At 44.4% G+C, this 21,519-nt stretch carries 19 protein-coding genes; 11 read left to right on the top strand and 8 right to left on the bottom strand.

From position 1 onward, the window contains the following. Positions 1-357: 357 nt before the first annotated feature. Together H5T41_02215 and H5T41_02210 are read right to left on the bottom strand one after the other, a co-directional pair. Positions 358-876, bottom strand: a complete 519-nt coding sequence (locus tag H5T41_02215) for a hypothetical protein (GenBank protein MBC7107598.1) — start codon at positions 874-876, stop codon at positions 358-360. Further along, positions 836-1,960 (bottom strand): hypothetical protein, encoded by a 1,125-nt coding sequence (locus H5T41_02210; GenBank protein MBC7107597.1) that lies wholly within the window; start codon positions 1,958-1,960, stop codon positions 836-838. The genes H5T41_02215 and H5T41_02210 overlap by 41 nt, the downstream gene beginning before the upstream one ends. A 330-nt stretch (positions 1,961-2,290) precedes the next feature. On the opposite strand from H5T41_02210, the gene H5T41_02205 reads away from it, so the two are divergent. The 5 genes from H5T41_02205 to H5T41_02185 all read left to right on the top strand — a co-directional run bounded on the left by H5T41_02205 (position 2,291) and on the right by H5T41_02185 (position 7,440). Next, entirely contained in the window at positions 2,291-3,589 is a 1,299-nt protein-coding gene (locus tag H5T41_02205; GenBank protein MBC7107596.1) for a transposase, read from the top strand. Between the two features lie 192 nt (positions 3,590-3,781). Further along, positions 3,782-4,057, top strand: coding sequence for a hypothetical protein (locus tag H5T41_02200; GenBank protein MBC7107595.1), 276 nt, complete (start codon positions 3,782-3,784; stop codon positions 4,055-4,057). A 1,226-nt stretch (positions 4,058-5,283) separates the two neighbouring features. Beyond that, the gene (locus H5T41_02195) at positions 5,284-5,670 is read left to right on the top strand and encodes a hypothetical protein (protein MBC7107594.1); all 387 of its coding nucleotides are present in this window, start codon (positions 5,284-5,286) and stop codon (positions 5,668-5,670) included. A gap of 48 nt (positions 5,671-5,718) precedes the next feature. Then, positions 5,719-6,951, top strand: a complete 1,233-nt coding sequence (locus tag H5T41_02190) for a 2,3-bisphosphoglycerate-independent phosphoglycerate mutase (protein ID MBC7107593.1) — start codon at positions 5,719-5,721, stop codon at positions 6,949-6,951. Between the two features lie 147 nt (positions 6,952-7,098). Further along, positions 7,099-7,440, top strand: a complete 342-nt coding sequence (locus H5T41_02185; GenBank protein ID MBC7107592.1) for a hypothetical protein — start codon at positions 7,099-7,101, stop codon at positions 7,438-7,440. Between the two features lie 31 nt (positions 7,441-7,471). On the opposite strand, the gene H5T41_02180 is transcribed toward H5T41_02185, so the two are convergent. The 3 genes from H5T41_02180 to H5T41_02170 form a co-directional block, all read right to left on the bottom strand. Continuing rightward, positions 7,472-7,912, bottom strand: a complete 441-nt coding sequence (locus H5T41_02180) for a hypothetical protein (protein ID MBC7107591.1) — start codon at positions 7,910-7,912, stop codon at positions 7,472-7,474. Between the two features lie 67 nt (positions 7,913-7,979). Next, on the bottom strand, positions 7,980-8,366 hold the full coding sequence (locus H5T41_02175; GenBank protein MBC7107590.1) for a hypothetical protein: 387 nt from the start codon (positions 8,364-8,366) through the stop codon (positions 7,980-7,982). Between the two features lie 217 nt (positions 8,367-8,583). Continuing rightward, on the bottom strand, positions 8,584-10,512 hold the full coding sequence (locus tag H5T41_02170; GenBank protein MBC7107589.1) for a U32 family peptidase: 1,929 nt from the start codon (positions 10,510-10,512) through the stop codon (positions 8,584-8,586). Between the two features lie 227 nt (positions 10,513-10,739). On the opposite strand from H5T41_02170, the gene H5T41_02165 reads away from it, so the two are divergent. Genes H5T41_02165 through H5T41_02155 form a run of 3 tightly spaced genes read left to right on the top strand, consistent with a single transcriptional unit; the run spans position 10,740 to position 14,803 of the window. Then, a complete protein-coding gene (locus H5T41_02165) occupies positions 10,740-11,279 on the top strand; it encodes a hypothetical protein (GenBank protein MBC7107588.1) in 540 nt (179 codons plus the stop codon). Beyond that, positions 11,260-13,023 carry a type II/IV secretion system ATPase subunit gene (locus H5T41_02160; protein MBC7107587.1) on the top strand — a complete coding sequence of 588 codons (1,764 nt, stop codon included), beginning with the start codon at positions 11,260-11,262 and terminating at the stop codon, positions 13,021-13,023. The genes H5T41_02165 and H5T41_02160 overlap by 20 nt, the downstream gene beginning before the upstream one ends. Continuing rightward, a complete protein-coding gene (locus H5T41_02155; protein ID MBC7107586.1) occupies positions 13,010-14,803 on the top strand; it encodes a hypothetical protein in 1,794 nt (597 codons plus the stop codon). Before H5T41_02160 ends, H5T41_02155 begins: the two co-directional genes overlap by 14 nt. On the opposite strand, the gene H5T41_02150 is transcribed toward H5T41_02155, so the two are convergent. Next, positions 14,772-15,191, bottom strand: a complete 420-nt coding sequence (locus H5T41_02150; GenBank protein MBC7107585.1) for a formylmethanofuran dehydrogenase subunit E family protein — start codon at positions 15,189-15,191, stop codon at positions 14,772-14,774. The genes H5T41_02155 and H5T41_02150 overlap by 32 nt on opposite strands. A gap of 284 nt (positions 15,192-15,475) precedes the next feature. Between H5T41_02150 and H5T41_02145 the strand changes: the two genes are divergently transcribed. From H5T41_02145 to H5T41_02135, 3 genes are all read left to right on the top strand, one after another. Further along, the gene (locus tag H5T41_02145) at positions 15,476-16,027 is read left to right on the top strand and encodes a DUF2085 domain-containing protein (protein MBC7107584.1); all 552 of its coding nucleotides are present in this window, start codon (positions 15,476-15,478) and stop codon (positions 16,025-16,027) included. 293 nt (positions 16,028-16,320) lie between these two features. Beyond that, positions 16,321-16,965 carry an archaeal proteasome endopeptidase complex subunit beta gene (psmB, locus tag H5T41_02140; protein MBC7107583.1) on the top strand — a complete coding sequence of 215 codons (645 nt, stop codon included), beginning with the start codon at positions 16,321-16,323 and terminating at the stop codon, positions 16,963-16,965. 64 nt (positions 16,966-17,029) lie between these two features. After that, positions 17,030-18,940: a beta-CASP ribonuclease aCPSF1 gene (locus tag H5T41_02135; GenBank protein ID MBC7107582.1), complete on the top strand. Its 1,911-nt coding sequence runs from the start codon at positions 17,030-17,032 to the stop codon at positions 18,938-18,940. On the opposite strand, the gene H5T41_02130 is transcribed toward H5T41_02135, so the two are convergent. Then, positions 18,941-19,873 (bottom strand): 4-demethylwyosine synthase TYW1, encoded by a 933-nt coding sequence (locus H5T41_02130; protein MBC7107581.1) that lies wholly within the window; start codon positions 19,871-19,873, stop codon positions 18,941-18,943. A gap of 22 nt (positions 19,874-19,895) precedes the next feature. Next, positions 19,896-21,347, bottom strand: coding sequence for a replication factor C large subunit (locus H5T41_02125; protein MBC7107580.1), 1,452 nt, complete (start codon positions 21,345-21,347; stop codon positions 19,896-19,898). Positions 21,348-21,519 lie beyond the last annotated feature (172 nt).

The following is a 21,519-nucleotide window of genomic DNA, read 5'->3' as shown; positions in this document are numbered from 1 at the left end:
TTGCGCACGATGTAGTTGGGTGACAGGCGAGCCGAATCCATTACAGGATAATACCGAAACTAGAAACAATGTCAAAAATTAATGAGGATTTGGTTGGGATCGATTTCGACCCCATTTTTCCGATTCTACGCCATTGATTTCCCATCGCAGGAAACCTGCCTAGCTTTCGTCCTCCTCGCTTCTTCTTCGTTGATAACACAGATGCAATATAGAAAGCAATAAATAATTCACACATCAGGACCCCTTCTAGAGCTAGCAACAAGCCCATACTTGATTCTTAACTCCATATAAAATAAAATTAGGTGCACTGAGGACCTATTGCGGCTTTTTATTTTTTATTCGACTCTATCTGTTAGCTTATCCAGAATCCTCCTTATGAAAAGTTGTACGATCAGTATAGCTAACTAATGTTAGCCAAACGGTTAGCAGACCAGCACCGGTTAAAGCAAGGCTAATGAATTCCATTGGTTCTCCAGGCACGGTGAACAGTTTGAGCGATATCACACCAGCCCCTATCATAATTAGGCCAAGAAGTGCTAGCGCCAAGCGCATTCTTCTGCTTATAATTTTGCGATTGGCCATTAGATCTGATCTAGCAATGCTATAGAGAAGAATGATGCTCGCCACAATAAAAAGGATGACGGCGAAAGGCAGAGCAATTTCCAATCCTGCCGCCATTAAGAAGAAGCTTCCAAAAACTACTAAAAGAAGTGCCACAAACGCCCATGCATACTTGAATCTGCCCTCTTCAGAGAAGACATCTTTCTTCCAAAGGATTACGAAGATGATTGCCAATGCTAGTATCCCTATACATCCAATGAACCCGAGTAACAGACTATCCGTCTTCGTCCCCCCATGGCGTCTTGCTATCCACAAGAATCCCGTTGGCTATGTAGTTGTCTGGCCCAGACGTCTTGATTTCCTGTACCCAGAATGACCCGAACTCATATTCGATATTCGTTATAGGTCTCCATAACTGCAGGAGGGGGCAATAAATCTGCCAACCTATGGTTAAATTCAGAGGATCCTTGACCCAACCAGTGAAATTCTCATTCTTTGCATATATGGGTTGATCCCAAGGTGTAACGGTCAATAACCCGTCATTTATAACCTCAACGACATCTACTTGAGTTCTGATGTTCTGTTCCACTGTTTCTGTAATTATGCAACCCGTATCTAAGTCGTATGACCAAATCGAGTCTCCAGGCTGAACATTCTTGGCTAGCTTAATGTTATGAGGACCAGCGTTGACCAATGAGTTCTCGTAAATGCATCCCCCTCCACCAGGAGAGTACGTCCCCACTTCGACATAGTTGTAGTATGCACCCTGTGTACCTGTAAAGTACCCCCCATCGCCCGCGGCATCCACAATTGCAGACCCAATAACCCCTGTTGTCCAGGCTTTGGCGTATAGTTCTAATCCATACTGATGGCCGCTCTGGCCATACCAGATAATGCTGTTGTAGAAATTATTCTGTACATTGATGGCATCCAAAACACTGATTGACCGTGCATAGATCATTGTAGAAGCTGTGATTGCGCCAGTTGACAGGTCTCGGATTCGCATTTGAAATTCAATATTTGCTGTAGCCCCACCAGCCACGGACATAACAACCCAATAATTGCCTAGCATATTGGTAAAGAAGTTACCACTTTGTGTGCATTCAACTGTTTTCCAGACCTCTGCCCAGCCGGTGGCTCCATATCCTACTCCGATGCAAGTCGAATAAGCTTCTACTCGTCTAGTGGATACTGTAAAGCGACCATCACTAAAAAGACCATGGTCGCTATCCATTCCTCCATCTGCAGTAGTAAAATGGTACCAACAAGCACCATTAATAGGTTCGTATGCAGAAACGCATGGACAGATGACCACAAATCCTGCTGCGAGAAGTAGTACTATGCAACAAGCGACTTTGGATGTCCTTAGAATTTCCCTTTTCGTTCCTCTTTCTTCCAATCAATCAACCTCATGATGGAATATGATAAGTGAGGAAGGCGATGCTTGATATGCTTTCTAATTCTCCAACCTCATTAATAGAATTCTTATCATTTTCCCCATTAAATAATTGCAATGGAATGTTGATATATTTAACTCTAACTCTTCATTTTAGGGAATAACTTCATTTTGCTGATGGCCTTGAAAGGTCGATCACTGGACTGTATCCAGAGCTGGTTCGATTAGGTTCATATACATTTAGGTTCATACACATTATTCCCTATTACCATATCAATGGAAGGGTGGGCTCGGGAATGGCTCCTGGCACAGCGTGCCAGGGGCGAGAAGGGCTTGGAAGTCAAGAAGCTCAACAACTCCTTCTACGTGTACCGCTCCACGACGATCTGGCTCAAGGACGAGAAGCACTTTGAAAGGGTCCGCGTCACCTCGATCAAGGAGCAGGGGAACGCCCTGCTCCTGGACCGCTTGTTCGAGAACATCCGACCGAATCTGGAGGAGGGGTTCCCCTCCTACTGGCGGGAGATGTACGCCCTGGCGGTGCTGAGGGCGATCGCTCCTACCCCGCTTAGCTGGGCCGAGGGCAGGTGGGAGAAGCTGGACGACGTGCGTGGTCTCCGCCCTGACCTCGATCCCCGAAGGCTCTCGGATATACTCAGGGCGGTTGGCCTGGACCGGGCGGGCCAGGCCGACCTCTTCCGCAGGCTGTCGGTGAACGGGGAGGAACTCGTCTACGACCTCAGCTGCTTCTTCTCCCGCTCCGACGAGGTGAGCCTCGCGGAGAAGGGGCAGAACAAGGATCACATGCACCTGCCGCAGGTTAACCTGGCCCTGCTCTGCTCCGCCGAGCAGGGCCTGCCGACGATGATCAGGGCGTTGCCTGGCAGCGTCCGGGACGTGGCGACGATCTACGCCAGCATGAGGGAGGTGGGGCTCGAGAACAAGGTCCTCATACTGGACCGGGGGTTCTTCGGCGAGGAGGCTCTCCAGTTCTTGGAGCGACGTTCATTGAGCTACGTTCTTCCAGCAAGACGCAACAGCCCCCTCTACGAGGAGGTGGGCGTGGGAGAGGACGAGTTCCTCTACCACGACCGCCTGATCCACTTCGGGAAGGCTCGTGACGGCGAACGTTGGCTCTACCGCTACGAGGACACGCAGATGCCATGGACGAGGAGAGGAACCTGGCGAAGATGGTCAAAGGAAGGGACTTTGAGCAAACAGGAGAAGCTAGATAAGATGGACTGGGCCGGGCACGTCCTCATCGTCTCCGACCTGGACCGCGGTTCCGAGGGCATCTTCCAGCTGTACAAGCGGAAGGACAAGGTGGAGAAGCAGTTCGAAACGTGGAAGGGGACGCTGCACACCGACAGGACGTGGCTGCGGGACGATGCCAGCGTCTTCGGGCACGTGTTCATGTCGTTCCTATCACTCTACCTGCTGGCGAGGTCGGAGCAGGCCCTGCGGGACGCGGGCCTGCTCTCGAGGTACTCCGCCAGGCACGTGCTGGACGAGTACTCGACGGCCTATGTCGTAAGAAGCGGGGAGAGGACGCTGGAGTTCGAGGTGCCGAAGAAGGTCAGGGAGCTCGATCGAAGGCTGGGGTTCGACTTATTCCCTAAAGTGCAGAGTTGAAGATTTAAATAAAATGCATTATATTATTCTAAATGTCATATTTAAATAATCGATATTGCTACTGGAGCTAGCGATTCTTTAAGGTTTCACTTCCCTAAAGCTGAAATTCTACTGTTCAATATAAGGAACAATAGAGGTGTTTGACATATCAGCGAGGATATAAGCCCCAATCTGATAGACTCTGCTCTAGTTATGTCGATTGCAGACTGGATCATGGCTGAGACAGTCAGGATTCACTGCGACAGCAGTCCAGAAGAGACTCAAAGAATGGTTGATGGCCTGGTTCAAAGGAAGATACCCTTAGTCTTTGATACGAATGGATTGAGTCGGATTCTTAATCCTAGATTATCGTCTCATGAACAGACCCTATTACTGCTGGCAAGAATCTACCCGCTGGGAATGAAGGATGCTGCGCTTTTCAAGTCGGTTGGGCACTCTAATTCAGCGTCTTCAAGGATGGTACTTTGAGAAAGCTCATGGAAAGGAGGTTAATCGAATATCGTAATCAGACTTGCACTATCCTTCCGCCAGGATTGGACTACGTGGCGGAACACTATTCGGGATTGGCTGATTTTAAGCCATCAATAAAATGAGCGATGTATTGGCTCTTCAGGCGTAGAAAATCGTTGGTGTTGGCCTATCCACATAATCAGCAGGTGGCTGCCTACTTTTATCTGCATCTACTACCAGATTGTCGACGTTCTTTTCTTATGGATGGTAATTGACCATCATTTACTATCTTATTGAAATGCTTGGGGTTGTCCGTAGAATATCTCTAGCACAAATCCCTGAGCTCATCCTTTGGTATCTTTTATTTGCCCTCAATGACTAATGACCTGGGACCAACAAAGCGGCAGATGCTCTTTCCTTGTCTGTGGCATTCTTCTGAGGTAGCTTGGCGGGATGAGTGATCTGTGATCCCGATTGACGCGAAACCTGCCATGAAAATAAATATAAAACAGATTAGATTCTAGGAAAAAGAATGTGGAAAGGGTTTACCAATTCCCCCTTGATTGATTCTCGGATATTGCCTACTGGCCGCAGGGTCATGTAAATCGCACCTGCACCTTTCCGATGAAACGAAATTATCTGCAAGAATTCGATGCTTTCATTCTTTCTAGTTTGCTACCATGAGTGAAAACCCCGCTCTTACTCTCATCAACAGATTATGGCTCCAGGATCTGAGACAATTTCTTATGATTCATTAATTGTGTGGTAGCTTTATGCGACACACAAATAAAAGTGAATGTAGCAAGAATTGCGGTTGTATGTATCATTTTATCTACTATTTACAACGGCAAACAAACTGACTATGAATTATCAACACATAGCGACAACATTTTTATGGCAACCTTAGGGAATTTATGACAACTCTATACAATGATGGATTGTTTTCTGATATTACCTAAGGGGATTAAGTTTCTTCAGAAATTTGTGCATTTTGAAAAAGATATTTTAGAAGACATTTCAGGCATTACTAAAAATATTAAAAATCGAGTCGGCTAGCGCAACCTATCTGTCGTCATTGACCATAGTTAATCCACCTTTGTGTCATGACGATAAAATAATTTCTTCCTTTGTTTTAAGAGAGACTGGCGTCTATTCTTCTTCAGATCCAGATTAATTTGATCGACAAAATTGTTCCGAGACAATCTATTTATATTAGAAACTGAAAAATATTTTTGATTATAGATATGACCGAAAACACTCCCCTTGACCCTGAGGTATTGGCAAAGGTCATCGCGAATAAGATCGGCGTGAACGGGCAGATGGCGAAAGAGCTAGCGCTACGTATCCTGAATTACTTCGGTTATGGGGACCTGGTCATCGACAATATCCTCGATCAGGAAGATCGCCGCCTATTTTACTTCCTACAAGATCTCAAATTATTGAAGACAAATTGGGAGGAAACGATTCTTCCAAATGGCAGAAGCTGGAGAATTTTCTATTGGGAACTCAATACCGAAGAGATTCTCCGTGAAGCTCAGAAGCTGACTTCAACGAAAGATGAAATTGCCAATATCTACGAAACGCTTCCAGATGCAGTTTGGTCTCGAGAACGACCAGAAGTCGTTGTCTAATGATCGGTGAGGTTTTTCTATATCCCAGTGAATACCCTATCGATAATAATGCATCCTCAGAGGAAGATTCTCATTGTGGTTATTGATGGCATGGGTGACAGGGCGGTCAGAGAACTCGATTGGAAAACGCCTTTGCAATGCGCGAAGCGGCCGAATCTGAATTGGTATGCTGAAAACGGTGTAAATGGTCTCATGGACGTCATCGCTCCAGGTATCAGGCCAGGTAGTGATACATCCCATTTAGCAATACTCGGATACGATCCGTATGAGGTTTACACGGGAAGAGGTCCCTTCGAAGCTGCAGGAATCGGACTGATGGGACAAAAAGGGGATGTTGCATTCCGCTGCAACTTTGCCACGATTGATGAACGGGGGAACATCATCGATAGGCGGGCGGGAAGGATTAAGCGGCCAGAAACGACAGAACTGGTCTCCTCTCTCTCAAATCTAAAAATCGGGGATGTCGAAATCATTGTCAAGGAGGCGACGGAGCACAGGGCCGTCTTGCTCTTGAGGGGAGAAGGGCTATCGCCATTTGTAACAGATGTGGATCCGCACGAAAGCTCAACGATTCAAAAATGTAAGCCGCTCGTTCCAGAGGCGACAAAAACCGCAGAGATCGTGAATACATTTGTTGAAGAATCTCGCAGGATACTGAGCACTCATCCTATCAATTTGAGGAGGAAAAAAGAAGGAAAACCTGAAGCCAACGTTATTTTGCCTCGAGGAGCCGGTACTTTCCCTGAGATTCAACCGCTGGAGGAGAAATATGGACTTTCAGCAGCCTGTGTTGCGGGGGTTTCACTCGTAAAGGGGATATGCAGGATCTGCGGCATGGAAGTGGCGAATGTTCCCGGTGCCACAGGGGGAATTGATACGGACATGATAGCAAAGGCTGAGCGCGTTGTCCAGCTCCTTGAATCAAAGGACCTCGTACTTCTCAACGTTAAGGCGACTGATATCGCTTCCCACGATGGAGATCCCCGTAAAAAAATCGAAGTAATCGAGCGAGTTGACTCAATGATTGGTTATCTGAGGACATCGATTCCATCGGAAACTGTGGTTGCGATCCTTGCGGATCATTGCTCTCCTATTGAAGTTAGAGATCACAGCGGAGATCCAGTTCCTGTGACGATCTATTGTGAATCGGGAATCAGAGATGCTGTTGAGCAGTTCGACGAACCCTCCTTCCTTAGGGGAGGATTGGGGAGGATCCGTGGAAAAGATCTGATGCCGATTCTTCTTGACAAGGCTAATCGATCGAAGAAGTTCGGCGCATGATGGTGACTTGACTAATGCTTTAAGAATATTGAAACGTGATTTTTCCGCCAAGAAAATGAATGGATCATATTCAAAAACTATATCATTGTCCCTAAAAGAAGCAAAAATGGAAAATACAAAATCATTGATTGACATGATTGTGCAATCATGAAATTCTGTTACTGCCCTGATTGCAAGATCCTTAGGCCTAAAAACTGGTACTCAAGGGAAAAATGCGAGATTTGCGGTGCGCATTGCAAAGTAATTCGTGTCAAGACCACAGTTTTCGGTTGGCTATCTTATCTTTTCAGTCTAGTTGCTATTCTTTTTCTAGTCGATTTCATCGCGCAGGATCACGCTTTTTTGAAGTTTCTCGATTTTATAAAGGCAATCCCATCGGAGCTATTGGTAGCATCGATTTTCATCTCGATTTTCATTGCTTTTATCTTTCAATATCTTGAATTGACCAAGGCGACAAAGACAGCTAGAGGAATGATCAAGGGGAAATAGCTCGTCAAATTGCTGGCTTATCTTGACCTACTTATTTGCGCATCCAGGTAAAGAGGTAAAAAGAGACAAGGTTCGATCCTCCGTTTGCTGAGACCTCTATAAACGATGCAAACTTGCTTGTTTTCATGTCATCAATGGAATCTGATGACACGACTAATGAGTAGTTGCCGCATTTCACACTCCATTGATAACCTAGACATGCGGGTAGCAACCGATCAAGAAGGTAAAGAGTAATCGATTTGAAATAGATCATTCTCGAATCATTTTCTTCGAGTCCGTTCATCAGAAAATAGGCAGAAATATGAGCGATGCTTAGGGACTTATTCCTGGCAAGTTCAGATTCTTCAAAACCCGAAAGATCGACGGTCGTTTTCAGCAACACGTGGTGCGCGTTCTCGGTGTGTTTCTGTAAGTAATCAGATTGTTCCTCTTCAATCCTGAATGTAAAATTGGATATTGAGAGGGAAATCATCGTGCATATCACAAGAAAAAGCAGGGCGTCGAAGATTAATGCTTGTGCCTCATCTTTGCGCCTAATGCTACCACACTCCAATTATTATGAGACCAGCACCAACCATTCCAGATGAGTATAAAAGGTTTACAGGGTAAGTGGCACTGAACAGCGAGCCGGGTTCTTCGGGCACATCACCATGTTTCAATAGAGTCAGAGCTTTCTCTTGATTCGTTATATCGATAAGAATAATGCTGCAACCGTTGACTCCATCGAAATCGTAAATCGTTGAAGAGACATTGTAAAGTGGGGGAATAATCAGCATTCCATTTTGGGTGAAGAATCGATCATCTGAAAAGAATTGCTTGACAATTCTCTCCAATGCCCTTTCTAGATTATTTTCCGATTTAGCAATATCTTGGCTTGCTGACATAATGACACCGGATAGAATGACGATTCCGACCGTTACGATCATCAGAGTTAGAATGACTTCGAAAAAACTTCCAATTGCTTGAGAATCCTTGTTTAATCTGCGTTTATATTGGTTTTTAATCGAATAGAAATGAGAGTCCTTTGATGACCGTTCCATTTTTCTCGACCGTTTGGCGATTAAGATCTCTCTTCTTTTCCTTATACATTACAATTAGATCTCGCTAGTATCTGAGGGCTCAAAGATTCGACTGGAACTTGGGTTATAAAACACCCCTCAAGTAATGACCATGAGTGATCGATTTGCATCTCTTTTTGATCTCGCCTTTTAATTCCACTTTTTTTTCGTAGAACGCTTTGGCGACAAGTTCACAAAGTTCAGCATCTCTCCTTCTCAGATCAATTCCGATCGAGTTGATTCCCATTTCTGAAATTTCATCCAGGTGATCTAGAAGCAATAGGTCAGCCGAATTGAGAATGTGCACAAGACCGTGATTGTCCCGGTAGACTTCAAATTTCTTCCCTCGCTCGTCGATTAGTATTCCCTCAGGAATTGTGGGATCTTTCGTCACCATAAGTTCGATTTTTCCGAATGCAAGAATCTCAAGTCTTCCATTATAATGTTCTGTAATTTCCTTCATCTCGTCCCTATTGAGCTCAACGGAGAGCGTGTATTGATACAATTTTGGAATCGTTAGGCTGTTAAAGAAATTCAGGGAATAATGACCATAGAGCTTTCTATCTGAGTACTTCTGGATCTGACCCAATGTGCACACCATCAGAGATTCCTCGTGTGTTTCTGGCACTTTTGTTGAAATTCTCGGCATCATCAAAACGATTTCAATCCCTTGATTTTCGCAAAGTCGCTTCGCTTCATCGAATTGTTTATTCCATTCAAAATAAATCCTCGTTGCATATGGAAGTATCTTCTGGAGAGATTTAATGGATGAAATGTAAAACGATAATTCACACTCAGACTTTTGTCTCTTTTTGGAAGGTAATTCTAGCTTCGTAATTCTTTCTTCCGCTTTTGTCGTTCGGAACGGGAACGCATCTATCATTTCCTGAATTTTTAAAAATTCCCAGTCTTTTGTTTTATACACAAAATACTTCCCATCTTGAAGACTGAATGGCGGGATTAGGATGTGTTCACTATCATTTTTCCTGATCACCTCTACCTCGAAACCACCGATTTTCTCTCCGTCCCTGTATAAGGTGATGCCGTCACCATTCCGAATCGATTTAGATTTGATTCGGAGGGCGCCTCCTCTTACCGTGCCTGTGCCAAGCGGTAAACCCCGCGACTCAGGGAATTCTCTCTGCATGATTTGTTCTTTATCGAGGTACCCAGAGGTGAACCCTCGATTGAAAACCGTTTCAAGTAGTTCTCTTTCCCTTACTGTAATGATCTCTTCTTCTCCTTTTTTCACCCGGGCGATTGCGTTTGAGTAAATTCTTGATGCGAGATAAACATAAATTGGACTTCTCATCCTACCCTCGATTTTGAAAGCATCGATTCCGATTTTCACCAAACGTGGCAAATTGTCGATCGCGCACAGGTCTGCGGTACTTAACATATAACTCTCCTTGTTGCCAAATTTGTACAATTTTCGGCAGGGTTGCGCGCACATGCCCCTGTTACCGCTCCGCCCACCAAGTAAACTGGAAAACAAGCATTGACCCGAATACGAATAACACAAAGCGCCATGCACAAAAATCTCAAGCTCGATGTCCGTTTCTTTCCTCAGTTTCTTCAGTTCAGAGAATGTCAATTCTCTAGCCAAAATCGCTCTCTTAATTCCGTTGGCTTCGGCCCAAGCAGCACATTCAGGCGAATGAATCCCCATCTGTGTTGAGGCGTGGATAGGTATCGAAAAATTATCGTTAATCAGCTTCAGAAGTCCCCTATCTTGGACGATAATTGCGTCAATGTCGATAGACACGAGAAAGTCAACATGGGAAAGGGCAGCTGAGAGCTCTTTCTCTTTGACCAGGGTATTCACAGTCGCAAAGACCTTAACATCATGGTCATGGGCAATTCGGACCGCAGCTTTCAGTTCTCCAGGAGTGAAGTTTTCTGCCAATCTCCTAGCACCAAATCGCTTTCCGCCGAGATAGACTGCATCCGCACCTCCGAGGATTGCTGCCTTAAGTGCATCCTTTGAACCGGCAGGTGCTACGAGCTCGACCACGGTCTCACGTATGTCGTTATTTTATAATTCTCTTCCTCTGCCACGAAGGCTTCACATGTTGAATGACACTGATTGCTTGATCCAATAACGTTTCGCAAGCGCTATTTTACAACTCAAAGAATCGCATTCTTAGTTAATTAGCTTCATTGTAGTGGATAAATGAATGGACTATTGAACTAAATCAGTGTACGAGGAGTATGAGACGAGGTGGACAGTCATTTCTACGCATGAGAGACAAATTCTCCCAACAGAATGAGGATGCTATTCTCTGTCAGTACACGAAATCTGAAGGTAGACTCGAAATCAATTGCAGCAAATGCCAAGGTAAGCAGGATTTGAGAGATCCTAGATGTTTCGAGTCTGTTCTCAAAATTCTTTCGACTGAAGCAAGCATCAGTGAAATTCTTCTAATGGGTGATCAAGACGTTTCATACGATAAAACGGTCATTAAAATTCTTCAACATGCTTCGAAAATTGAAAGTTCATTCTTTTCTGCATTTGCGAATTTTGACTTTAATAAGCACTGTACATCATGCCCTTCAAATCCACGGTCCGTACTGGATCTTGTTATTGATCGCTTGTCTGTTAAAGACCTGAGACTCCTTTTGAATGACCAATTTGACAATCGATCTGAAAAATGCCAGAATTGTTCAGAAAAGCTTGGATTTTGGCTCAAATACGCAAGTACGGAAATTGAAGCGATTGAGCGAATTGTTGCTAGAGAAGTCTTCATGGTGGTGACAACTGATGGCGAAAGTCGTAATTAGAACTCCCATTTCAAGCCAACCAATGAATACTGATCAACGAAGTATTGCAAAGAAGGGATTCGATAAACTCGTCGCTGAAAGAAGCACTCACAGGCCACATTATTCTGGATGTTGGCTGGTCAAGAATATTCCTCGGAACGCTAAAAAGATTGAAGAATACGACATCAAAGATGCACATGTCCAGATTTTCTATTTAAATGAAGGGATCGAATACCTTTATCATATTGCGCCGTGGGAATATGAGCTTTCGAACGAATTAACGCGAATTGTTCGAAAGACGATCGAGCACTTAGGACAAAATCCGCCAAGAGAATTCTCCCTCTCCTTCGATGAGCTGAGTTCATATGTTCAATCAACCTCACTCCAATTGATCACATCGCTCACCAATAATAAAATTGCACTCGTACGACGTGAATATGGTGTGGCCAACGAACAATTACAAGAAAGGCTGGCGAGAATAGTAGCGAGATATACAGTAGGGCTAGGAATTCTTGAAACGATGTTATCGGACGATCACATCGAAGATATTTACATCGATGCGCCAGCCCCTGAAAATCCGATCTACGTTACCCTTAATGGGATTTCTGGGTCAAACAGCATCGTGAGATGCGCCACGAATGTTGTTGCAACCAACTCCGAAATTGAGGGGCTCGTCTCAAGATTTAGACAATATAGCAGGAGACCTTTTTCCGAGGCTTTTCCTGTCATGGAGATCGATGTCGCAAGTTTTGATACCCGTGCGACTGTGATTGGTCCCCCGTTGAGCCCCATGGGCACAGCAATAGCCTTGAGAAGACATTCTCGATTTCCATGGACGCTGCTGAAACTGGCGTTCAATGAAACCATTGATTGTTTTATCGCTGCTCTCATTTCTTTTCTGATAGATGGCCGTGCCACGATATTGATTTGCGGGCCTCGAGGAGCAGGGAAGTCCGCATTGTTGGGGGCAACGCTATTCGAATTTCCAAGAACTCAGAGGATTCTCGCGATTGAGGATACCTCAGAATTGCCAATAAGAAAGCTTCAGCAGCTCGGCTACAAGATTCAGTCAATACTTGTCGAAAACGAAATCGGTGTTGAGAGGGAAGAAAAAACAGACGAAGCGCTCCGGGTCTCGTTGAGACTCGGTGAATCCGCTATTGTTCTGGGAGAGGTGCGGGGAAAAGAGGCTATTACACTTTACGAAAGTATGCGGACTGGAAAAGCAGGATCTTCCGTGCTCGGAACGATACACGGCGATTCCGCTAGGTCTGTCTATGAGCGTGTCGTTCATGATATGGGCATTCCAAAGGAAGCGTTTGGGGCAACAGATATCGTTATCACGCTCGGTTTGTACAGACCTCATGGATCTCCGAAGCAGATGCGTAAAATCATCGAATTGACTGAACTCAAGAAGGATAGCAACCCTGGTGAATTTCGACCGCTCGTTGAATTCGATCATCACACTGGTAAATTCAACTTGCATTCCATCAAAGATTCCGGCATTATTGAGAGAATAGCAAAGTCATGGAATCTTAATTGTGAAGAGGCGTGGATGAACATTTTGACGAGAGCGAAAATGCGGGAGGTCCTTCTCGCAATTGCTCAAAAAGGACGAAAGGAATGCCTCGAACCCGAGTGGATTGCGAAAACTAATGAATTTCTTTGGCAACGGATGGATGTGGGGAAGGTCGATCACGAACTAATTCTAAATGAATTTGAAAGCTGGGTTCAGAGGAGGTTGGGACTTGGTGAATTCGCTTGAAAATACTTACTTAACATTCATCAAAAGTGTACACAAAGTACAACCTCCTCGATATCTCAAAAAGTATTTTGGACGTTTAGTCCTAAATCAATCGAAACGTTGGCTTGAGCTTCGTGGGATAGATGAGAATGACGTCATTTCTGCTTCTTGGACGATACTCATCGTTTCTTCAGCACTCATCCTGTCGATTTCCGTACCGCTATTTTTTCTGATAGGAAGCATGAGAATGATCCCAATCTTACTTGCTTCGTTTCTTTTCCCAGTTGTTCTCGCTTCCTTAATTCTTAACGTACCAAACTGGTTCATTACCCGTGAGGAAAGAATGCTGTTTCGAGACTCACCAGCAGTCATCGGCTGTATGTCGATGAGCATCCAATTCGACCCCTCCATTGAACATGCCATCATCTTCACATCGAAGCACATAGAGGGTCCGCTTTCTGAGAAGCTCTTCTCTGCGTTGTGGGGAGTGGTGACAAGGTCGAGGACAAACGCGGTTTCTGGTTTACTCCAAATTGCTTCATCACTTTCAAATATGAACGATGGATTGCGACAGGCACTCCATTTGATTATTTCTTCTACATGCGAAAAAACAAAAGATGGCATAAGTCGCGTTCTCGATAAGGCTAATTCCATAGTCATCAGCGGAATCAAAGAGGGTGTTGAGAAATATGTTGTCTCTCTGACGGTGCCAACCTTGGTTCTTTTCGCGCTCGGTGTCTTGTTGCCAGTCATGATTCTATCTTTTTTCCCGCTATTAATTTTCCAAAGTTATTTTTCGATGGCGTCTTCTGATGGCATCAATGGAATCACTCCATCAATGGAACCCACAAGCGCTTATGTTTTGTTGTTGATCATTTTGCCTGCGATGACTTTTCTTTTCGCAAATTCAATCCTTTCAAGAAATCCAATGAACGATCAACAAAAGAGTCGAATTGAACTCGGACGATATGAGTTATCCGTATTAGCTTTCGTTGTCGCCACCACCTTTGTCTTCCTCCTTTCGGGTCTCGCTGAAGATCAACCGTATGTAGTCTTATTGATGTTATCGATTCCAGTGCCGATCCTATTCGCTTTAAAATTAAGAAGCGATCATTTATCAAGAAATCGCAACAGGGAAAACGAAAAAGAATTCATCACGGCCCTCTACCAGATGGGAAACAGAATGATTGCTGGTGGGAGCTTCGAGATCTCATTGAAAGAATGCACAGAATCGAGATTCGGCTCGCCATTTGCTGATTTTGCGAAAAGAGTTATTCACAAATCAAGAATGATGAGGAAAAACATCGAACATGTGGTTGTGGAGGAAATTGTAATACTATCGATTTCGCCGTTGATCAAAGGAGCGATGCAGATCGTTGCAAGATGTGCAAATCGCGACACGCAGGGAGCGGGCCGGCTAGCAGTGAATCTTGCACAGCACCTCAGCGATCTAAAATCGTGTGAATTGAAAATTGAGGAGCGACTGCGTGGGGTCGTCGACATGATGAGGTCCACATGCATCTTTTTTGCGCCAGTCGTTTTAGGTATGACCTGTAGTATTTTCTCTGTGGTGAATGTTTATGGATCGATCGCGACGCCTGTGCTTAATTCAAATATTTTAGTCGCTGGAATTTATCTGATCGAGCTGACTTTTATCATTACGTACTTTACGGTTTTTCTTCTCGGTGATAGAAGTTGGAATGAAGTTCTCTTTCAATTTGGCAGGAGGATGCCTCTTTCAATGGTTGTGTTTATCGGAACATCACTCCTCACCCAGATGTGGTTGATTCGATTTCTCTAACGATAAATAATTCATCATCATCTTTGTGGAAAAGATCAAGGGCAATTTTCTCTTCCGTGTCTGACGACATTGTAGAATCGATTAGCTTCTTGATCTCGTCGCGTAGCATGACATCGATGATCAGTCCAGATCCCGTAAATGTGGCACATGCTTTTCCGTCATCGACAATCGAAATATTTCCTTTGCCAAGGGTGCATGACGATGAGAATTGGATTCCATCAATAATACATGAGAGAGGTCTTCTGGTGCCAGTACGGACGATAGCAGATACCTTACCATTAATCTTCTGCCGACCGATCTTACCCATTTTGTATCCTACTACAACGTAAGGCCCCAGATGTCCGTGAAATCTTTTTAGAATCTGCAGATCCTCTGGAAGTTCAATCATCGAACCTGAGTAACCATACTAATTTATCAAGTTTCCTCTCGCTTAGTCTTTCATTTGATTTTTTCGTTTTTCACGCAATTACTGCAAAATTTCAAGCGCAAACGATTACTAAGCTTAAGAAAAGGCTGAGAAAGTCAATTAAACTCTGCGGGAAGCTCAAGAATGGGCAGGGGAATAGGATTTTCGTCAGGAATTATAGATTATTCAATTTAATGAGATCTATTTTGATCAATTCCGGTAAGGGTCAATCATCATATCCCTATTCCTTGATATCCCTTTGGTCAATGAATTTCAGATATCTAAGCGCAAGAAAAATCGAAACTGCCGTTTTTATTCTATTCTCAATTTGGTTTCTTGTCATCCTTACCTCGCCGTTTCTCGTGCCAAGCGACACCGTGAATGATTTGAGCGGATTTGTCGGCCAGATCGATAATGCCGAGATCGTTGAAAGGATGAATCCTCTTCCGCGGATCATATACACAATTGGTGATATCTACTGCCATCAGAAATCTGATCGATCGTATTTCATAAATGGAAATCAAATGCCCTTTTGCGCAAGAGACTTTGGGATTTTTGCGGGTCTCACGCTCGGGATGCTTATTGCCTTATTGGCTCCGAAAATAAGGATTAATGCTATCACTTTCGTCTTGATGTTCATTCCGCTTGTGATAGATGGTGCGCTGCAGCTCCTCACATCCTATGAATCGACGAACCCGCTGAGGCTATTCACAGGGATTTTAGCAGGAATTGCTGTCGCCATGCTTTTATCATCATTAATACGAGAAATATTTGCCGATCAAAGAAAAAATGAAATCAAATTGAATGAGAATCCGTAAGAGGACGATATTCATTGAACCCCTCCAGATTTAGAGTTAGTGCATGAATGATTCGCCGTCGGAACCTCGATTCGTTTGAACTTGCAAAAGTCAATTCGTGAACAACCAATAATATCTATATCCAAGATATCCAAGCCAAGGAGTAAGCTTTGTTTAACATAGATCACAGTGCGATCGCGGTTTTTTGCTGAAGGAGTTATGAAAAGTAATAAAATATATATATGGGCGGTTTCATTCGAGACATCGAGAAAAGCCCCATCTTTTGAAGAATTGATTTTGGAAGGTGCAGTTCGATGGAAAATGAACAACTTAAGAAAGGTACAACAACCATTGGAATCGTTAACGCCGAAGGAGTCGTATTGGCATCTGAACACAGAGCGACAATGGGCAACATGATCGCTCACAAAGAAGTTCAAAAGGTTTTCAAGATTGATGATAATTTGGGTTTAACAGTCGCTGGTCTTGTCGGTGATGCTCAGCTACTAGCAAGATTTCTCCGTGCAGAGGTTGAACTCTATAAGCTGAAGAGGGGGGTTCCCATATCAGTGAAGTCCGCTGCGACGCTTCTTTCAAACATTCTGAGGAGTGGAGGAGGTATCGCTGGCTATTATTATGTGGGCTTAATTGTTGGCGGCGTCGATAGGACTGGTGGGCATGTATTCGGGATCGACGCTGCGGGCGGTTCGATCAGAGATGATTATGTCTCTGTTGGATCGGGATCTCCTTTTGCCTATGGCGTTCTCGAGGATTACTATCGAAAAAACCTTTCGATGACTGAGTCGATTGATCTCGTCATCAGAGCACTCAATGCAGCGATGAAGCGTGACTCGGCTAGTGGCGATGGTATGACGATCGTGACGATCGGAAAGGAAGGATACAAAGAAGTGCCCGCCGAGGAAGTGAAGAACCGGATGAAACGGATGGGCATCGAGGCCTGATTGTTGTAGCGTTAGCGTCTGCCTACTCACTTTCAAACCCAGCAATTCGAAGTGTGACATGATCATGAGCATGGATAGGATACTTGAGGAAATAAGAGAGCAGGTCAGGAAAATTGTTCCTCCAGAGATCAACATCACCTCCATCGACTTTGAGGGGCCAGTTGTCGTTGTTTACACGAGAGACATGGAGGCTTTTGCCTCGAATAATGAAATAGTGAAACAACTCGCTCAAGCGTTGCGTAGACGGGTTGCCATTAGACCGGATCCAACGATGCTGGCCGATCCCGAGAGCGTGGAGCAAAGAATTCGACAGATCATCCCTCCGGAAGCTCAAGTTACTGATATCTATTTTGAGCATGATACTGGCGAAGTCACCATCGAAGCGGGTGCGCCAGGTCTCGTTATTGGAAAACATGGTGCATTACTTAACGAAATAAAGAAAGAAGTTGGTTGGGCGCCGAAGGTTGTTAGAGCTCCACCGATTCCCTCGAAGACTGTCTCTGAAATCCGATATTACCTTCGTCATATCCACGATCAGCGAAAGGAATTTCTCAAGAAAGTTGGAAGACGGCTGATGAGGACTCGTTTGGAAGGGGATACATGGATCCGAATTACGGCGCTAGGAGGATTCAGGGAAGTCGGAAGGAGTGCCATTCTTCTTTCAACGAAGGAAAGTAAGATTCTCATCGATTGCGGTGTCGATGTCTCCGATCCGAACAACGGTTCTCCATACTTTAACGTGCCAGAAATTCAGCCACTGGAATCAATTGATTGCGTAGTGATCACGCACGCCCACCTTGATCACTGTGGCTTGCTTCCAGCACTCTATAAGTATGGCTACGACGGACCGGTCTATTGCACCCCACCAACACGGGATTTAATGTCGCTTCTGCAACTCGACTATATCAAAGTCTCGTTTGGGGAAGGGAAAAAGAGTCCTTATGATTCCTCTCACATCCGGGATGTCGTTGCACACTGCATTCCTTTAAAATACGGTGAAACAACTGATATCGCGCCGGATGTAAGATTAACATTCCAAAACGCTGGGCATATTCTTGGTTCTGCGGTTTCACATTTCCACATTGGTGATGGATTGTACAACATTGCCTTCACTGGCGATATGAAGTTTGAACGTACATGGCTGTTCAACGCAACCGTAAACAAATTTCCTAGACTCGAAACGCTGGTCATCGAATCGACATACGGAGGCCACCATGATATGCAGCCGTCTAGAGCAGAGGCGGCAAATCAGCTGAAAGGGATTGTCGAGCGCACATTGTCTAAAGGCGGTAAAGTTCTCATTCCAGTATTCGCTGTCGGTCGTTCTCAGGAAGTCATGCTCGTATTGGAAGAACTGATGAGAACTTCAAAGGTGCCAACTGTACCGGTCTATCTCGATGGAATGATATGGGAAGCGACCGCCATACACACAGCATATCCCGAATACCTCAACAGCCAGCTACGTACGCAGATATTCCAAATGGGTCAGAATCCATTTCTTTCAGACATTTTCAAGCGGGTTGATAGCAATGAGATGCGAGAAAAGATCAGTCATGATCCAGATCCCTGTATTGTGCTCGCGACGGGAGGTATGATGAACGGTGGCCCGGTCATCGAGTATTTCAAGGCATGGGCTGATGACCCAAGAAGTTCATTAGTCTTTGTAGGTTATCAAGCAGAGGGTACCCTGGGAAGGAAGATTCAAAAAGGATGGACAGACCTAACTTTAACGGAAAGAGGAAAGCCGATCAATCTCCAACTGAAGATGGCCGTTGAAACGGTTGATGGCTTTTCTGGGCACTCTGATCGAAGACAGCTGATTAACTACATCTCCTCGCTAGAACCCAAGCCTGAAAGAATCATCATCTGCCATGGCGAAGAACACAAATGTATTGATCTAGCTAGTGCATTATATAAGAAGTTCAATGTCGAGACGAGAGCTCCGATGAATCTGGAAACAGTCAGGTTGAAATGATCACTCGACTCCGGGAATTATTGTTTCTCTCTCCTTTTCCCCAAGTAAAACAACTCTGCTATCTTCCTTCTCTTTGAGAATTTCAAGACCAAGCAGATTTCCGAGTCTCATCCCGAAATCCCTTATCGATGCATGGGAAGGCATGTTTGTGAGACTCATCCTTTCTCTCGATTGCCCCACAAACACGTATCCTTTTGGTTCGATGAATGTCGGATCAGCAATTTCATCGAGTCTTGCGTATTCCTCTTCCCATCCTAGATTCCAGTCCTGCACAAGCGTATGGCGAATGACTGTCCGTGTGTTCAATGACGGAAGTAATTTAAGCGTCGCCATGAGTCGCTCCCACCCGTCAGGAATCTTTGGGACACAGAGTTTTCTGTAGATCTCTTCGTTTGGTGCTGCGACCGTTACATATAGCTGCGTCGGCAAAGGATCCAGTTTCTCGAGAACTTCGGGTTTTGTCCCATTTGTGACAAGAAATGTCGTCAGTCCCCTTTTGTGACATACTTCGATGAATTCGCTGAGGAAAGGATACAGTGTGGGCTCACCAGCAAGGGAAATTGCAATATGTTTAGGTTCGCGTGCTTCCTGCCATCGATTGATTTCGCATCGCTTGTCGCCCTTGAATCCTGATACCAAAAATCTCTGCTGTTCGATCAAAGCGTCAAGCATTTCTTCTGGATCGCACCACGAAGCTGGGAACGATTCGAAACCCTGAACGCGCCAGCAGAACAGACAGCTCTGAGTACACATGTTCACGACTGGTGTCATTTGCAGACACCGGTGAGATTTGATTCCGTAAAATTCCTGTTTATAACAAAACCTGTTGCGCAATAAGCTCTCTCTCACCCAGTGGCATAGCTTTACAGCAGCATGCTCGCGGAATACTTTGTATTGTTGTTTTTCGAGAATCGCAAGAAGTTCCGATCTCATCTCCTTCAAACAACTGATGTTCTCAATATTCAAAAAGGCTACGCTGCCGCGTCGACTGATCTTCAGTGGATTGCTCATCCTCAATCGAACGATCGTCAGCAACACCTGAGGATTCAATTTCAATTTCTCTGATCGGCCTCTTCTCAAAATCAGTAACCTTTTGAATCTCCGCCAATAAATGTTTGATCTGATGCGAGTCGATTTTCTCGTTCAAGAGGAACGCCAATTCCTCAGCGTCGAGTCCCAGCTCGATAGCGATTCTTATTTTGAAGTCTCTATCGTTCTGAAAAATGTATTGGAAATAAGGCAATAGTTCATCCCTTGCCGTTGATATGGAACAATGACACATGGACCCTAATTTCGCAGATATGTTGTCTCTTACCGTTCGTAAGCCCCTCGATCGAGACATTTTCATTAAATAAAGTGGAAATCGATATTTTGCGAATTCTTTGTATTTTTTCTTTTTTGCGGCGCAAACACCATAACTCATTAGATCGATTGCATATGACCAGAAGCCATAGTACTGCCTTTTTCTGACCCTTCCCAGAAAAACGTCTGATCTTGCCAAAATATGATATGCAAGATAGAGATCGTTCTGATCTTTGTATTCGAGTGGAATATTTTCATCGATCCAAAGCAATACGTAGTCGGGGGCTTCATTTACTTCCATAAAAATCGATCTTGCTCTATCAGGATTTGTACCATGAAGCACCTCGATCAAAAGATCGTACATCGACTTCATGATTTGTCTTTCATTTAGGATGGTAACATCCTTTTCTGTGACTTCCGCTCTACCAAGGGTGATCGCCTGTAGATCTCTAATCGCGGATCTAAGATCCCCGTTTGCATTGTCCGCTATTAACTCAAGTGCTCTTTCACTGATTTTCAATCCCTGATCCTTCGAGATTTTCTTAAGCACTGCTTTTATTGAATTTGGATGAAGACGAGTAAATTTGATCTGTTTCGTTCCCGATTTGATGACTTCGCTTTTTTTACTTAACGCGTAAAAATCGTTGACAATGAGGATGACTGGCTGTTTGGTCACTTTGATTAGCTCAACGATCGCAGGTATTCCGCCATAGTCTTCCTTGCCAAAAATATTGTCTGCCTCGTCGAGGACGATAAGTTTTAAACATCCTTCTTTGGACGAGAGAAATTCCCCCTCATCTGTAAAAGTATCCGCCATTGCACCTCTGAGCGCAATTTTTCGAATTGCTTCGGCATTGCGCTGGTCTGATGCGTTCATTTCAATGAGTCCCCAACCAAAATCATTCGCAACGGCGAGAGCAGCGCTCGTCTTTCCGGTCCCTGGGCTACCGATCAGCACCGCGGCTTTCTTTTTTGGATGGCCGTTCTCCCATGCAAGTGCCCATTCTTTCAATTCTTGTATTGCCTTCGGGTTGCCGACGATATCATTCAGTGTTTTTGGCCTGTAGATCTCGGTCCAATCGGCACTTTCTTTATTGGTACTCATGACAAGTCAATAAAAAGTAGGTAAATAGTATTTAATAAACATCATCGGGAAATTAAAAGTACCCTTTATCATAATGTAATTCGTCTATCGTTTGATTAAGTTTTAAACTAAAATAAATTCGTTGATAACGTAACAGATTAAATAAATTTAGATTAAGTCATACTATGCAATC

Source organism: Methanomassiliicoccales archaeon, assembly GCA_014361295.1.
Lineage (GTDB): Archaea > Thermoplasmatota > Thermoplasmata > Methanomassiliicoccales > JACIVX01 > JACIVX01.
Note: the sequence above shows the minus strand (reverse complement) of the source record. Positions and strands in the feature narration are given on the sequence as shown.